The sequence below is a fragment of the Methylotenera sp. genome, assembly GCF_013141425.1.
GTDB lineage: Bacteria > Pseudomonadota > Gammaproteobacteria > Burkholderiales > Methylophilaceae > Methylotenera.
This window is the reverse complement of the sequence record NZ_JABFRA010000045.1, coordinates 17,242-30,755: the sequence shown is the minus strand read 5'-3', so window position 1 is coordinate 30,755 and position 13,514 is coordinate 17,242. Positions and strand designations below refer to the sequence as shown.

The following is a 13,514-nucleotide window of genomic DNA, read 5'->3' as shown; positions in this document are numbered from 1 at the left end:
GGGCCAATTTCGTGAAAGCGCTTGGCGCGTACTTGGATTCTATCGAGTTTAAACTCTTTTGGCTTTTCACCTAGGCTTGGGATGTTTTCTTTCACAGGTGCTGGTGGTGTGGCTTTATCTAAATAATAGCCGCCACGTTGGTCGTTAATAATTTCTAGGCCGGTGCCTTTAAGTAACTCTTTGAAGCCTTCTTTAGTGCTGTAGTTGCCTTTTAAGCCTTTGGTTTCTTTGCCTTCTGTTTTGGCTGGCTCAAATGAGAGCAATACGCCATTTTGTGAGGCGTATGTTGAAAGCGCTTTGCCTAATGGCCCAGCGGGGATATTTGCAGGCTCGGCCGTGGCCTTTGTGGAAAGCATAACGCCAGTAAACATGGCGGCAATGCATAGTTGGCGTAACTTATAGTATTTAAATTGAGCATGCTGAATATTAACGACTTTGACCATTGAGGTATTTCCATCAATTATTTGCTTTTATCAAAAAAAATGTCGATAAAAATGCAATGTTTAATAAAAATAACTTGTGCTAGGGTCACGCGTTATTATTTGTTTATACCTCTATGTCAATTGAGAATTGAAAAGTGACAATGGTTTTGAAAATATATTTTTCAGAACCAAAAAATAAAGTACTAATTTAGCTATGCAGGTTTTAGCGTCACCCAATAACGGGTAAATGTTTCAATGCGCAAATTAAGCGTTTTACTTACGCTGGCTAATGTGGCATCAATATCATTGATTGGATAGGCACCTGAAATTTCAAGCTGGCTGATGCTAGGGTCGCAGTTGATGACGCCTGTTTTGTATCTTGAAATTTCTGCAATAAACGTATTTAAAGGCATTTTATCCACCACAATAAAGCCTTTAACCCATGCGTCTGAGCTAGTATCCAGCGCTGTTTTTGCTTGATATCGCTCCGCAGAAAAGCGCATAAACTCGCCTGCGTTCACAACGATGTGTCCGCTGCTATTGACTGCTTGAACGCTTACCGCGCCTTCATAGACATTTAAATCATTACTTTCATCATTCACTTTTACACTAAACCGTGTACCAAGCGCAGTGAGCTTGCCTTGCTCGGTAATCACACTTAGCGGCCGATAAACAGCGCTTTGCTCATGAGCGGTTTCAATTAAAATTTCGCCTTTTAACAACTGAATATTGCGCTCTTGCGTGGTGTAATTGATGGCCACTAGCGAATTGGTATTTAAAAATAATTTTGTGCCATCTTGCAGAGCGACTTGTTGCTGCTTGCCTGTTTCAGTAGCGTAATCAGCCATTAAGGTCTGCCAAGGCTTTTGCTCATACGTTAGCCAGCCTGTTGAGCCTGCAACCAACAAAATACTTAAATGCTTGAGCGCTTGCCTGCGCGAATGTGACGATAGTTCTGAGGTTTTGTTTTTAATTTTTACTGGCTGGCTTAACACCTCCATGCCCGTAACTGAATCGATCATAGAGAACTGTTGGGTGACGTTTTCTAACTTTAGCCAAGCTTGCGTGTGTTGCGGGTGCGCGTTTAGCCACGCTTGCCAGGCCTGCACTTGTTGGCTGGTAGCCTTACCTGAACTTAGCGTAACGTACCAATCAGCGGCAGTTTGCATCACATCAGGATTTTGTTTGCTCATGTTATTTTTATTGTGAAAATATCACGCTTTATTTTACTGCCACACAGTGCAACAAAGCCTTGGTAATGTATTTACGCACAGAGCTCACTGAAACCGACAGTTTGTCGGCAATTTCAGCATGACTTAAACCTTCTAGTTGACATAACAAAAAGGCCATGCGCATTTTTTCTGGCAAGCCATCCAGCATATTATCGATATTGACTAAAGTTTCAATGGCAATAGAAAGTGCTTCTGGTGAGGGCATGGCAGATTCTGGAAAGCGGGAAAGTGCCTCTAAATAGGCATTTTCTATGGCGCGACGCTTAAAATGATTGACCATTAAACCGTGTGCGATAGTAGTTAAATAAGCGCGCGGCTCAATAATTTCAGTTAAATCAACTTGATGTAATAATTTAATGAAAGTATCTTGCGTAATGTCTGCGGCATCGTGTATGCAGCCCGTTTTTTTGCATAACCACGCATATACCCAAGTACGGTGACTCTGGTACATATATTGAAATTGTTGATTTTGCAAAAGAGATGCGCTAAACATGACACAAATTATATCATTTAACTTTTTTCTAAAATTAAAATTCCATATTTGCCCTTATAATTCAACCATGCAATTAATTACCAAAACACTGTGATAGACGTTCGTTGGAAAGCGGTTTTGTTTATCTGCGCGCTCAGCGTTATTAGCTTATTTTTATGGCTAATCACCAGCTTAACCACGGCATTGTTAGCATTTGTTGTAGGGCTGCTAATTTATCTTGGTAGTCATATTTATTGGCTGCATGCATTACAACACTGGTTTCAGTCGCCCGATATTAAAAAAATCCCGGAAGGTTCTGGCATTTGGGAAGATGTATTTATTACCTTACTGCATTATGAGCGTAACAACCAATCAAACCAAACGCAGTTAAATTCTGCTTTAGAACGCTTTAGTCTGGCTACCCAAGTCATGCCAGATGGCTTGGTGATATTGAGCGCATCGAACGAAATTGACTGGTGTACACCGAATGCAGAGAGTCAACTTGGGCTGAGTTTAACGACCGATAAAAACCTACCCATCGTTAATTTAATCCGCGATAGTCATTTTATTGCTTATCTTTATAACGAAATATATGACGAACCTTTTAAACTGAAATCTTGGCGTAACCCTGAGATAGTGCTAGAAGTGCAGTTGATTCCTTTCGCCAATAAGCAAAAGCTTTTAATTAGCCGCGACATGACACAGCGTGAAAAAGTGGATATCATGCGCCGTGATTTTATTGCCAATGTTTCACATGAGCTACGCACGCCATTGACCGTTGTTGGTGGATTTTTAGAAACCTTAGGCGATATGGAGGGTGCTGTACCCGATAGCTTAAAAAGTTATTTCGCCATGATGGAAGAGCAAACACTGCGCATGCGCCGCATTATTGAAGATTTGCTCACTTTATCTACCATCGAAAGCAATACCCAAGACCCTGACGACAACGAAATCGACATGGCGAGTTTGCTAAAATCAGTACAAAACGATGCCATTGGTTTGAGCCAAGGCCTCAATAAAACCAAACATAAAGTTTATCTAGAGGCTGACCCCAATCTCAACCTAAACGGCGCGGTAGATGAGCTGCGTAGTGTATTTAGCAATTTAGTCAGTAATGCCATACGCTATACGCCTACAGGCGACAAAACCTCTGGCAAAAAGGGTGAGATATTTATCAGTTGGGCATTACAAAATGGCGAGCCAGCATTTTCAGTCCGTGACACAGGCCTTGGCATTGAACAACAGCATATTGACAGACTCACTGAACGTTTTTACCGCGTAGACCGAAGCCGTAGCCGCGAAACAGGCGGTACAGGACTAGGTTTATCCATCGTTAAACATATTTTGATTCGCCATCAAGCGAAGTTAGAGATTTCTAGCGAATTAGGTGTGGGTAGCAGATTTAGTGCGGTGTTTCCCAAAGCACGCATCGTCATGAAAAAGTAGTTGTTTCACTATGCGCCTTACCAAAACACTCAGAAATTTAACCCTTAGCCTCGCACTGTTCGGCATACTAAGCGCCTGCACGACAACATCGAACAATACGTCGGCACTTCCAGAAAAAACCATACCTGAGCAACAAGACCGCAGCACGTTTAACCAACTGGGAAAATCGGATTTTGATCGCATGGCCGATGTAGAAGTGCGGGAAAACACTGAAAGCTTGCGCCTGCTGATGCTAAAGCTTTATAAACGCAACCCGCAAGAACTGCATAAAAGCACGCCAGATGGGGCTGAAAAAATGGTGACTTGGGTGTTTGATGGTGGTGCCCAGCACCATTATCAATTTGAGACCATTAATAACCTGCAAAGCGCTGAGGCGATATTTTTAGCCTTTAAAGCGGACTTTACTGGTGACCGCGTATTAGCTTTTATTGTGGGTTTACAAACCATGTTACTGAAAGCGCATGGCGGCAAAACAGACTTTTATTTAAGCGATAGCATCGACCCACAGCACATGTACAACTTAGCAAGAAACATGGAGATAGCCGCATGGAAGCTCGCTAACGCCCGCGATGAAACTGGTAAACTATATCTTTTGAGTAATGAAATTAACGATAAAGACAAAAATTTATCTTTTGAGCGTGAATTTGGCAAAATAATTGGTCGCACCGATTTATTTGCCATTGCATTGGCTGAAAAATCTCAACGGCTCATTTCACGTGTCATGCAAAGCTTGGCAACGGCCGTTTTTCTGCCTTTCTGAGTTGAGATTACATCACGTTTTATGAATGTGTTATGCAATAAAAAAAGGAGCTTGCGCTCCTTTTTTTATTCTTTTCCATTTCAAATAAGCTTACTTGGCTACGGCATCCTTCGCTTCTTGCACAACTTCGGCTGCGTCCTCTTTCACTTCACCAATGGCTTCTGCCGTGGCATCGACCGCATCCTTAGCAGCATCTTCGGTTTTAGCTGCAGCGTCTTTTGCTGCATCAATCGTCGTTTCTTTTATTTCTGTCACCGCTTCTTTTGCTTTTTCAGCAGATTCCGCTGCGGCATCTTCCGCTTTTTTACTGCAGGCTGTTGCAGCTGTAGCAAGCACTAAACTGAGTAAAATTGCTTTTAAAAATTGATTCATTTAATTTCCTTTAATAAATTCACAGGTACTAAATTTAGGTCTTATGGAATTTAGACCTTATGGATTTGCTGTAGGCGCAGGTTCAGCTACAAAAATCTCAACACGGCGATTTTTTGCCTTGTTTGCCACAGTATCATTCGCCACCAAAGGCTCATGCGAACCGCGACCATCAATCACAAAACGGTTTGAAGCAACACCTCTAGTTGTTAAATAATCACGCACACTCGCAGCACGATTCAATGAGAGCGGATTATTGATTGCATCGGTGCCCGTGCTATCCGTATGGCCGATAATTGTCACATTACTCTTTGGATTATTTACTAAGCCAGTTGCAAACGTATTCAAAATTTCTCTAAAATTTGGGCTGATGTCTGCACGACCGACTGCAAATGAAATATCACTTGGAATATCCAGTTTCAAACGATTATCCGCCGTTTGTGTTACTGCTACGCCTGTGCCAGCTGTCGCTTCTTCCATCTGACGCTTCTGCTCTTCTTGACGTTTTGTCCAAACATTACCCGCCACACCACCCGCTGCCGCACCAACTGCCGCACCGATAGCTGCGCCTTTACCGCCATTAGCAATTGCACCAACCACCGCACCTGCCGCCGCACCTATACCTGCGCCCTTCGCTGTGCCTTTTTGCGTTTCCGTCATATTGGCACAACCGCCCAAAACAAATGCCATCAAAAATGAACTTACAATTAGTTTATTACGCATATCAACTCCTTCTACTTTATGAAATGATCTTTTTTGAAAAACAAAAATATTGCTGAAAAATTTATTGAAAATTCACGAATTAAACCAATTATGAACCAGCTGAAAAAATATATATGTTGGTTAACGAACATTAGCCGATTTAGTTTACCAACATTCATTTAATCTGCAGGTTAACTAAACGTAAAGAATCGTAATGATTTTCGCGTCTTAAAACTACTATTGTTAGATATTCAAAGAATGAGAGGATTTAATAGATTTTTGCACTTAGATTTAAGCCTTGAGATTTAGCGCCTTCGAGTTTAATCCCCCTGCTACCGCGCCTGAGATTCCGATGATTTGTGTTTGGTTACTTTCTTTTGGCACAATACCATATTAGTATTTCACTATATTGTACTTAAACTTAAGAACAATTAATAAATTTCTGATTCTGAAGTACCAACTGGCTGCTTAGGCTCACTTCCTTTTTTCATACGCCCACGTGATGAAAATGAAGACCCACGAGCATCAATTACTGGAGCGAATGCATGTAAGCCTGTAGGTTTAAAAATATCATCATACACAGCCTCCATGCCACCAGTCATAAAATAACTTTCATGCCAAAAGCCTGTACCTCCTGAATTTTTGATAAATTTCTGCCACCACTCGCGATGTGGTGCTGAACGAGCCCAAAGCTCCATAGATTCAAAATCTCTCCAATACCAACGCATACCGATATGAAATGGGAATACGCTAAAAATAATATTATTTTCATAGTGAAGAAGTCCTTCTGGCCTGGCTCTTCCAGCGGCATCAATCTGAGGGCCAAGGCCAATCGCGGTCTTTAATCCTGTAAGGATATTTACACGGATACCAAGATAAATTACGACCAACTCTGGATAGGCGCTTAAATCAACAGTTTTTCTATTAACTGGAGTATTCATTACGATTCTCCTTTATAAAAAATAAAATCAACAAACTACATTATCACAACAACACCTTCTCAATCCCACCATTATTCACGCGCGCTACATATTCCTGCATCCAATTCTCGCCCAGAATATGCTTCGCCATCTCAACCACAATGTAATCAGCTTCTATGCCCGTATCTTCGCCATAACGGGATAAACCTTGCAAACAGCTCGGGCATGAAGTCAAAATTTTCACTTTTTCTTCAGGTGCGCCCACGGTTAAGCCTAGTTTACCCATGCCTTTTTCCAGTTCTTCTTGCTTGCGCATTTTGACCTGCGTAGCAATATCTGGGCGGGCAACGGCAAACGTACCGCTTTCACCACAACAACGGTCATTTAACTGTACATCGGTACCCATCAGTTTATTGGTCACTTCAAGTGGCTTATACGTCTTCATCGGCGTGTGGCATGGATCATGATACATATATTTTGTACCCGTAATGCCTGCCAGTTTCACGTCTTTTTCCATCAAATACTCATGAATATCCAACAACCTGCAACCTGGGAATATCTTTTCAAACTCATATTTTTGCAACTGATCCATACACGTACCGCATGACACGATGACCGTTTTAATATCCAAGTAATTCAGCGTATTGGCCACGCGATGGAATAACACCCGGTTTTCTGTGGTGATGGCTTGACCTTTGTCGTGATTGCCACTTGCCGTTTGCGGGTAACCACAACACAAGTAACCTGGAGGCAATACGGTGATTGCGCCTACTTCATACAACATGGCTTGCGTGGCCAACCCAACGTTTGAGAACAAACGCTCTGAGCCGCAACCTGGGAAGTAAAACACGGCTTCTGAATCTTCCGTCACTGTTTGTGGATTACGAATCACAGGAATCATGCTGTCATCTTCAATACCCAATAGTGCCCGTGAAGTTTTAGTTGGCATTTTTTTAGGCATCGGTCGATTGATAAAATGAATCACCTGCGCCTTGATTTCTGGCTTGCCAACAGTGGCTGGCGGCCTGATTTTATCTTTTAACAGGTGGAATTTCTTTGCCAATCCATGTGCAAAACTTTGCGCGCGATAGCCAATCGTAATCATAAAGGTACGCATTAACTTAATCGTTGCGGGATCTTTGGCATTCAGGAACGCCATCCCCACTGCAGTACCTGGATTAAATTTCTTTTTACCTTGTTCACGCAAGAAGTTACGCATGGCCACAGAAACATCACCGAAATCGATATCCACTGGGCATGGATTTAAACATTTATGGCATACCGTACAATGGTCGGCCACATCGTTAAACTCATCAAAATGTTTCAGCGAAATACCGCGCCGCGTTTGCTCTTCATACAAGAAGGCTTCTATCAACAACGATGTGCCTAAAATTTTGTTACGCGGGCTGTACAACAAGTTAGCGCGTGGTACATGGGTTGTACACACTGGCTTGCATTTTCCGCAACGCAAACAATCGCTGATGGAATCTGCAATCTCACCGATGGCAGATTGCTCCATAATGATAGACTCTTGCTCCAACAAGCCAAAACTAGGCGTATAGGCGTTTTCAAGTCCAGAACCAGCCAATAACTTGCCTTTGTTAAAGTGGCCGTTCGGATCGACTTTATTTTTGTATTTAGTAAAAGCCTCTATCGTTGAAGCTTCCAAAAACTCCATTTTGGTAATGCCGATACCATGCTCACCTGAAATTACGCCATCCAGGCCTTTTGCTAACGCCATCACCTGGGCAACTGCCTCGTGTGCGGCATTCATCATTTCGTAATCGTCTGAGTTAACAGGAATATTGGTATGTACATTGCCGTCACCCGCATGCATGTGCAGGGCAATAAACACGCGACCTTTGAGTACAGCTTTGTGAATCTCATCGCATTTATCCAGTATTTTTTGATACTCACGGCCTGCAAAAATATCGGCGATGGGGCGCTTCAACTCGCGCTTCCAAGAGATGCGTAAATCATACGATTGTACTGCACGGAAAACATTTTCATACTGATTTAACGTGCTGTCTACTGTCGTTAATATTGTATTTAACGACGATATTGGTGCATCTAAGTTGTTTAAAATCAAACTCCAGTTAGCGCGCAACTTTGCAATGTGTTGCAAAGCCATTACCTGTTTGGCTTTCACCATTTCCGCATCGGCATTACCATCTTCATCGGCCTGCAATGGCAAATCACCTTGCATAAACACTTCTAACGCGTCGAGCAACTTCAGCTTATTTTTAATCGAAAGCTCAATGTTAATGCGTTCAATGCCATCAGAATAATCACCTAAACGTGGCAATGGAATCACCACGTCTTCGTTGATTTTAAAAGCATTGGTGTGCTTGGCAATGGCCGCGGTACGGGCGCGGTCTAACCAGAACTTTTTACGCGCTTCCGCTGAAACGGCGATAAACCCTTCACCATTACGGGCATTACATAAGCGCACAATATGTGAGGCTGCTTCCCCAACGGCATTTTCGTCATCTGAGGCAATGTCCGCAATTAACACCATTTTCGGGCGTTGCTGGCGTGCGGCTTTGGTAGCGTAACCCACCGCCTTGATATAGCGCTCGTCCATGTGCTCTAATCCTGCCATGAGCACAAGCGGGTCTTTTTTAGCGGTCGCGTCTAAATAATCTTTAATTTCCACAATGGCCGGCACCGCGTGTGAAACATTACCAAAGAACTCTAAGGCAACAGTGCGGACATGTTTAGGCATGCGATGTAAAATAAAAGTTGCACTGGTAATTAGGCCGTCACAGCCCTCTTTTTGGATACCTGGTAAGCCGGATAAGAATTTATCTGTGACGTCTTTACCCAAGCCTATTTTACGGAAACTTGGCCCAGCGATTTCTAATATTTCAGGTTTCGCCAGCAAGGTCTTCATGTCTTCGGCATAACGGCTTACCTTAAAGCGCGCTATGGCGATGTCATGAATCTTACCCAGATTGTGGTCTAAGCGCTCAACTTCTAGCCACTCGGCATCAGGCGTCACCATACGCCATGAAGCTAGATTATCTAAAGCCGTTCCCCAAAGTACAGCTTTTTTACCGCCTGCATTCATGGCAACATTACCACCGATACAACTCGCATCAGCACTGGTTGGGTCACAGGCAAATTCTAAGCCTGCATCACTTGCTGCTTCCATCGCACGACGTGTTACTACGCCAGCACCGCATTCAATCGTCGCCACTTGTCTTGCCACACCAGGCAAGGTGCGCATTTGTACGCCAGTATGTTGGTCTAGTTTTTCCGTATTAATTACTGCAGACATAGCCGTCAGCGGAATCGCACCGCCTGTATAGCCAGTTCCGCCACCACGTGGAATCACAGTAAGCCCTAACTCAATACAAGCGCGCACCAAAGCGGCAATTTCTTTTTCCGTATCTGGGTTCAGCACCACAAATGGATACTCAACGCGCCAGTCAGTCGCGTCAGTCACGTGTGAAACACGGGCCAATCCATCAAACTGTACATTGTCTTTGCGTGTGATTTTTGTAAACTTAGCCAGTGCTTTTTTACGCAAATCATAGGTTTGACGAAAATCTTCAGCAAATTTATCCACCGCTTTTCTAGCAGCTTCTACCATTTTTTGCACTTTATCACTCGCGGTGCTGCCAGTATTGCGTTCATCGATGGTAGCAATACGGTGTTGCAAAGCATCGATCAAGGCTTTACGCCGTTTTGGGTTCTCGAGCAAGTCATCTTGCAAATAGGGGTTGCGCGTCACCACCCACAAATCACCCAGCACTTCAAATAACATGCGCGCAGAACGTCCCGTTTTACGCTGTCCACGCAATTCGTTTAAAGTTTCCCAAATTGATTCGCCCAAGAACCGAATGACGATTTCACGGTCAGAGAACGAAGTGTAGTTATAAGGGATTTCACGCAAGCGTGTGGAAGGTTGTGCTTCTGCGTTCTGAATAGTGCTAGGAAGAGGTGCGTTCATTTTCTGTTTTTTGTGAATAGCTTGGCTATTAAAAGTAGCATTATAACACGCAGCTTAGCTGCAAATAAGCGCAACCATTTCATGGTTATTTATGGCGATTCAGGCTGCATTAAAATCCTTTTCAGAAATATAACGCCAGCGCTGTGTTTGACTAAAAATACGATAGACTATTCAGATGAACACATTGTTAAAAAAATCATTGGTACCCTTTTTTATTGTTAGCTTTTTAATTTTCGCAATTGTTAAATTAAATGAGCAAACGAGCATCCTGTGGAAAACAAACGCCCCGGATGTGACCTTTACAACAATCAAAGGTGAAAAAATCGCCATGTCTGCCTTAAAAGGCAAGGTGGTACTAGTAAGCTTTTGGGCAACCGACTGTGCCAGTTGTATTCAAGAAATGCCAGATTTAGTCAACCTTTATAAGCAGTACAAACAAAACGGTTTCGAAGTGATTGCCGTAGCCATGCGTTACGACCCACCCGCACAAGTGTTAAATTACGCAACACAAAAATCACTACCTTTTCCCGTGATGCACGATGGATTTGCGGAAATAAGCAATGCTTTTGGCCATGTTAATGTTACGCCAACCACTTTTATATTTGATAAGCATGGAAAGCAATTGCAACGTACAATTGGCATTATTGATTTTAATAAACTAGACCAGCTACTCAATACACAATTGAACAATAAAAAGGACTTTGAATAATGCTATGGATTAAAGCACTGCATATTATTTTTGTAACGAGCTGGTTTGCTGGGCTGTTTTATCTACCCAGGCTACTCGTCAACCATGCCATGGTAACCGATACGGCAACATCGGAAAGACTCAAATTAATGGAGCAAAAATTGTATCGCTTCATGCTGCCATTGGCGATACTGGCCTTGATTTTTGGGCTGTGGTTATGGCTGGGCTATGGCATCACTGGCAAATGGATGCATCCAAAACTCACGCTGGTTGCGGTATTGATTGGTTATCACTTTTACTGCGGAAAGCTGATTAACGACTTTAAACACAATAAAAATACACGCAGTCACGTTTGGTACCGATGGTTTAATGAACTGCCTGTGCTAGTTCTCAGCTTAGTTGTCATAATGGTCGTTGTTAAACCATTTTAATCAACTCAGGTAGATGGATATTTTTAATTCACAGTGGCTGCTTGATATGCTGGCCAAATCCAGCAAAACCCCGCAAGGCCGCATACTCAGCTTATTCGACATTCTGAATGACTGGCTAGCTGCGCCTGAGATTCAGATGAAAATCTCACAAAATTCATTAACGAACAGGCAACTCATTGAATTTTTAACAACGCAAGCTAAACATTTAGGCGCTTCTAACCCTTCTATCCTAGCCGAGCATATTTTACTCATTGCTCGGAATGCAGCGCAGCAAGAAATGCGTCTTCCTGGCAGTGGCAGCTTAATGCATGCTAAAAAAGCAGCAAGCGCCTTAATCTTAGCGCAGACGCAAAATAAATGGGCTTGGCTAGAAAAAGTACGCGATAAGCCTGCTAGTTATGGCATCGTAGCGAGCTTTTTTGTTTTGGTGGGAATTGGCTCAATTTGGTTGCCTACGCTTTTGCAAAAGCAATCTAGCCCATTAATCGCTAAATCTTTTAGCAATGAAACTATAAAAGTGAACGCTACAGTTGGTCCACTGAATGGAAAACTTACCGCTCAAGATGCAGCCTTGATGTATACAAAATATGAGCAGATGCGCAATGGCACTTGCCAGTTTCCCGAAGCGCTACAGATTCCTGATAAAGATAAAGCTGTTTATTTAGAAAATGTAGTGGGTGGAAAAATACCCACTAATCTCAATGATTTGGCTATTGCGAATTCTTATTTAGAAAAAGTCCGCTGCAACTTCACACCAATGCTAATGGCTAATTCAAGATAATTAATACCGTGTGGCAATATTCTTCAACATTGCCACACGTGTTGCTTATTCTAAAATTTTCTTAAGATTCGCTAAACCGCCATCATAAACACCAGTAATTGTGTCTGAGGCTGCTTTTTCGTCAGCTGGGGCTTTGGGTAAAAAGCTACCTTCCCAAACCACGACCGACTTATCTGCGCCATTTGAATGTACAGATAAGTTTGAAGCGTATTCACTGACTGGCAGTACGCTGTCCGTAATAATGTAACTCAAGGTTTTATTTTTTGCGCTGTACGCAGTTAACTTTTCATTAATCTTGCCACCGTCTTGCAAAGTCAGCGTCCGTTTTGCACCTTTTTTACCATCAGTACCGGCTGTAATTTCTGTTTTTGCTACGGCTGGGTGCCAAGCGCCTAAATCACCAAACTTTGCGATTTTTTCCCAAGTTTTGTCAGCTGGCGCATTAATATTTACCGATTTAATCACATAAAGTTTTGCAGATGATTCTGCATTAGCCTGCTCTGTAAAACCAATTGCCGCCAAAGATAGTGCTATTAGTAACTTACTCATCTTTCTTCTCCTAAAATATACATACTAGTATAGTTAAAAACAGTTGCTAGTTGATGGCTAAACTATTTCCAATATTGTTTTAAAACAATACCAAAGAACACTTAAAATTTCGCCATAAAAATAGCTTACATTATATATACAGGTCTGTATATAGATTATTTATTTATTTTAGTATAGAATGGGTTTCAACTGTTAATTGGAGGCACTCCTAATGTCTTCTTTAAAAAGTAAAATTTTAGAAGTAGCAACAGACCTTTTTCAAACAAGAGGCATTAACTCTACTGGTGTTGATACAATAGTTGCCGTAGCTGGCACTACTAAAATGACGCTATATAAGTACTTTACTAGCAAAGAGAATTTGATTCTTGAGGTGCTAGATAAAGGACATCAAGATTTCCAAAGCTGGCTGAGCGATCAAGTCAATTCAGGCGCAAAAAAACCTAGCGATAAATTGCAAAAGTTATTTGAGTTTATTGAAGAATGGGTCACTTCGCCAAATTTCAGAGGCATGGGTTTTATTAAAGCCTCTGCTGAATTTCCTAATGAAGAAAGTCCCGTGCATCAATTGTCTTCTGAACAGTCACGCCAATTTAGACAATACATTAGCAGCTTGGCTAGCGAAGCAAATGTTCAAGATGCCGACGGGCTGGCATTACAGCTCTCACTATTATTTGAAGGTGCAGTACAAGCCGAGCAAATGAAACGTGGCTCTGGGGCGATGAAATATGCCAAAAAAGCGGCTAAAATTTTAATCGATGGGGCTTTAGTGTCTTAAACTATGTAGTGA

At 42.3% G+C, this 13,514-nt stretch carries 14 protein-coding genes; 6 read left to right on the top strand and 8 right to left on the bottom strand.

Going from position 1 to position 13,514, the window contains the following annotated elements; all coding sequences use genetic code 11:
• From HOO90_RS03855 to HOO90_RS03845, 3 genes are all read right to left on the bottom strand, one after another.
• On the bottom strand, positions 1-443 hold a 443-nt coding region (locus HOO90_RS03855; RefSeq protein ID WP_292839646.1), incomplete at its 3' end, for an STN domain-containing protein.
• Positions 444-634: 191 nt separating this feature from the next.
• The gene (locus HOO90_RS03850; RefSeq protein ID WP_292839644.1) at positions 635-1,615 is read right to left on the bottom strand and encodes a FecR domain-containing protein; all 981 of its coding nucleotides are present in this window, start codon (positions 1,613-1,615) and stop codon (positions 635-637) included.
• A 28-nt stretch (positions 1,616-1,643) separates the two neighbouring features.
• Positions 1,644-2,129 (bottom strand): sigma-70 family RNA polymerase sigma factor, encoded by a 486-nt coding sequence (locus tag HOO90_RS03845; RefSeq protein WP_292839642.1) that lies wholly within the window; start codon positions 2,127-2,129, stop codon positions 1,644-1,646.
• Positions 2,130-2,237: 108 nt separating this feature from the next.
• Here HOO90_RS03845 and phoR point away from each other — a divergent pair, with 108 nt between their 5' ends.
• Together phoR and HOO90_RS03835 are read left to right on the top strand one after the other, a co-directional pair.
• Positions 2,238-3,572 carry a phosphate regulon sensor histidine kinase PhoR gene (gene phoR, locus HOO90_RS03840; protein ID WP_292839640.1) on the top strand — a complete coding sequence of 445 codons (1,335 nt, stop codon included), beginning with the start codon at positions 2,238-2,240 and terminating at the stop codon, positions 3,570-3,572.
• A gap of 10 nt (positions 3,573-3,582) precedes the next feature.
• Positions 3,583-4,332: a hypothetical protein gene (locus HOO90_RS03835; protein WP_292839638.1), complete on the top strand. Its 750-nt coding sequence runs from the start codon at positions 3,583-3,585 to the stop codon at positions 4,330-4,332.
• Between the two features lie 90 nt (positions 4,333-4,422).
• Here the strand turns inward: HOO90_RS03835 and HOO90_RS03830 are convergent, their stop codons facing one another.
• The 4 genes from HOO90_RS03830 to HOO90_RS03815 form a co-directional block, all read right to left on the bottom strand.
• The gene (locus HOO90_RS03830; RefSeq protein WP_292839636.1) at positions 4,423-4,704 is read right to left on the bottom strand and encodes a hypothetical protein; all 282 of its coding nucleotides are present in this window, start codon (positions 4,702-4,704) and stop codon (positions 4,423-4,425) included.
• Positions 4,705-4,761: 57 nt separating this feature from the next.
• Positions 4,762-5,424, bottom strand: coding sequence for an OmpA family protein (locus HOO90_RS03825; protein ID WP_292839634.1), 663 nt, complete (start codon positions 5,422-5,424; stop codon positions 4,762-4,764).
• 410 nt (positions 5,425-5,834) lie between these two features.
• Positions 5,835-6,344, bottom strand: a complete 510-nt coding sequence (locus HOO90_RS03820) for a DUF4188 domain-containing protein (RefSeq protein WP_292839632.1) — start codon at positions 6,342-6,344, stop codon at positions 5,835-5,837.
• 43 nt (positions 6,345-6,387) lie between these two features.
• A complete protein-coding gene (locus tag HOO90_RS03815) occupies positions 6,388-10,278 on the bottom strand; it encodes a DUF3683 domain-containing protein (RefSeq protein ID WP_292839630.1) in 3,891 nt (1,296 codons plus the stop codon).
• A gap of 292 nt (positions 10,279-10,570) precedes the next feature.
• Here HOO90_RS03815 and HOO90_RS03810 point away from each other — a divergent pair, with 292 nt between their 5' ends.
• Genes HOO90_RS03810 through HOO90_RS03800 form a run of 3 tightly spaced genes read left to right on the top strand, consistent with a single transcriptional unit; the run spans position 10,571 to position 12,178 of the window.
• Positions 10,571-10,987 carry a TlpA disulfide reductase family protein gene (locus tag HOO90_RS03810; protein WP_366928740.1) on the top strand — a complete coding sequence of 139 codons (417 nt, stop codon included), beginning with the start codon at positions 10,571-10,573 and terminating at the stop codon, positions 10,985-10,987.
• Entirely contained in the window at positions 10,987-11,397 is a 411-nt protein-coding gene (locus tag HOO90_RS03805; RefSeq protein ID WP_292839626.1) for a CopD family protein, read from the top strand. The genes HOO90_RS03810 and HOO90_RS03805 overlap by 1 nt, the downstream gene beginning before the upstream one ends.
• A 13-nt stretch (positions 11,398-11,410) precedes the next feature.
• The gene (locus tag HOO90_RS03800) at positions 11,411-12,178 is read left to right on the top strand and encodes a hypothetical protein (protein ID WP_292839624.1); all 768 of its coding nucleotides are present in this window, start codon (positions 11,411-11,413) and stop codon (positions 12,176-12,178) included.
• Between the two features lie 45 nt (positions 12,179-12,223).
• On the opposite strand, the gene HOO90_RS03795 is transcribed toward HOO90_RS03800, so the two are convergent.
• On the bottom strand, positions 12,224-12,727 hold the full coding sequence (locus tag HOO90_RS03795) for an SRPBCC family protein (RefSeq protein ID WP_292839622.1): 504 nt from the start codon (positions 12,725-12,727) through the stop codon (positions 12,224-12,226).
• Between the two features lie 211 nt (positions 12,728-12,938).
• On the opposite strand from HOO90_RS03795, the gene HOO90_RS03790 reads away from it, so the two are divergent.
• Positions 12,939-13,502 (top strand): TetR/AcrR family transcriptional regulator, encoded by a 564-nt coding sequence (locus HOO90_RS03790; RefSeq protein ID WP_292839620.1) that lies wholly within the window; start codon positions 12,939-12,941, stop codon positions 13,500-13,502.
• Positions 13,503-13,514 lie beyond the last annotated feature (12 nt).

Bases quoted from the DNA above. Each gene is read 5' to 3' on its own strand.
- HOO90_RS03850 (WP_292839644.1), bottom strand. From the start codon at position 1,615: ATGAGCAAACAAAATCCTGATGTGATGCAAACTGCCGCTGATTGGTAC.
- HOO90_RS03835 (WP_292839638.1), top strand. From the start codon at position 3,583: ATGCGCCTTACCAAAACACTCAGAAATTTAACCCTTAGCCTCGCACTG.
- HOO90_RS03830 (WP_292839636.1), bottom strand. From the start codon at position 4,704: ATGAATCAATTTTTAAAAGCAATTTTACTCAGTTTAGTGCTTGCTACA.
- HOO90_RS03825 (WP_292839634.1), bottom strand. From the start codon at position 5,424: ATGCGTAATAAACTAATTGTAAGTTCATTTTTGATGGCATTTGTTTTG.
- HOO90_RS03820 (WP_292839632.1), bottom strand. From the start codon at position 6,344: ATGAATACTCCAGTTAATAGAAAAACTGTTGATTTAAGCGCCTATCCA.
- HOO90_RS03815 (WP_292839630.1), bottom strand. From the start codon at position 10,278: ATGAACGCACCTCTTCCTAGCACTATTCAGAACGCAGAAGCACAACCT.
- HOO90_RS03805 (WP_292839626.1), top strand. From the start codon at position 10,987: ATGCTATGGATTAAAGCACTGCATATTATTTTTGTAACGAGCTGGTTT.
- HOO90_RS03800 (WP_292839624.1), top strand. From the start codon at position 11,411: ATGGATATTTTTAATTCACAGTGGCTGCTTGATATGCTGGCCAAATCC.
- HOO90_RS03795 (WP_292839622.1), bottom strand. From the start codon at position 12,727: ATGAGTAAGTTACTAATAGCACTATCTTTGGCGGCAATTGGTTTTACA.
- HOO90_RS03790 (WP_292839620.1), top strand. From the start codon at position 12,939: ATGTCTTCTTTAAAAAGTAAAATTTTAGAAGTAGCAACAGACCTTTTT.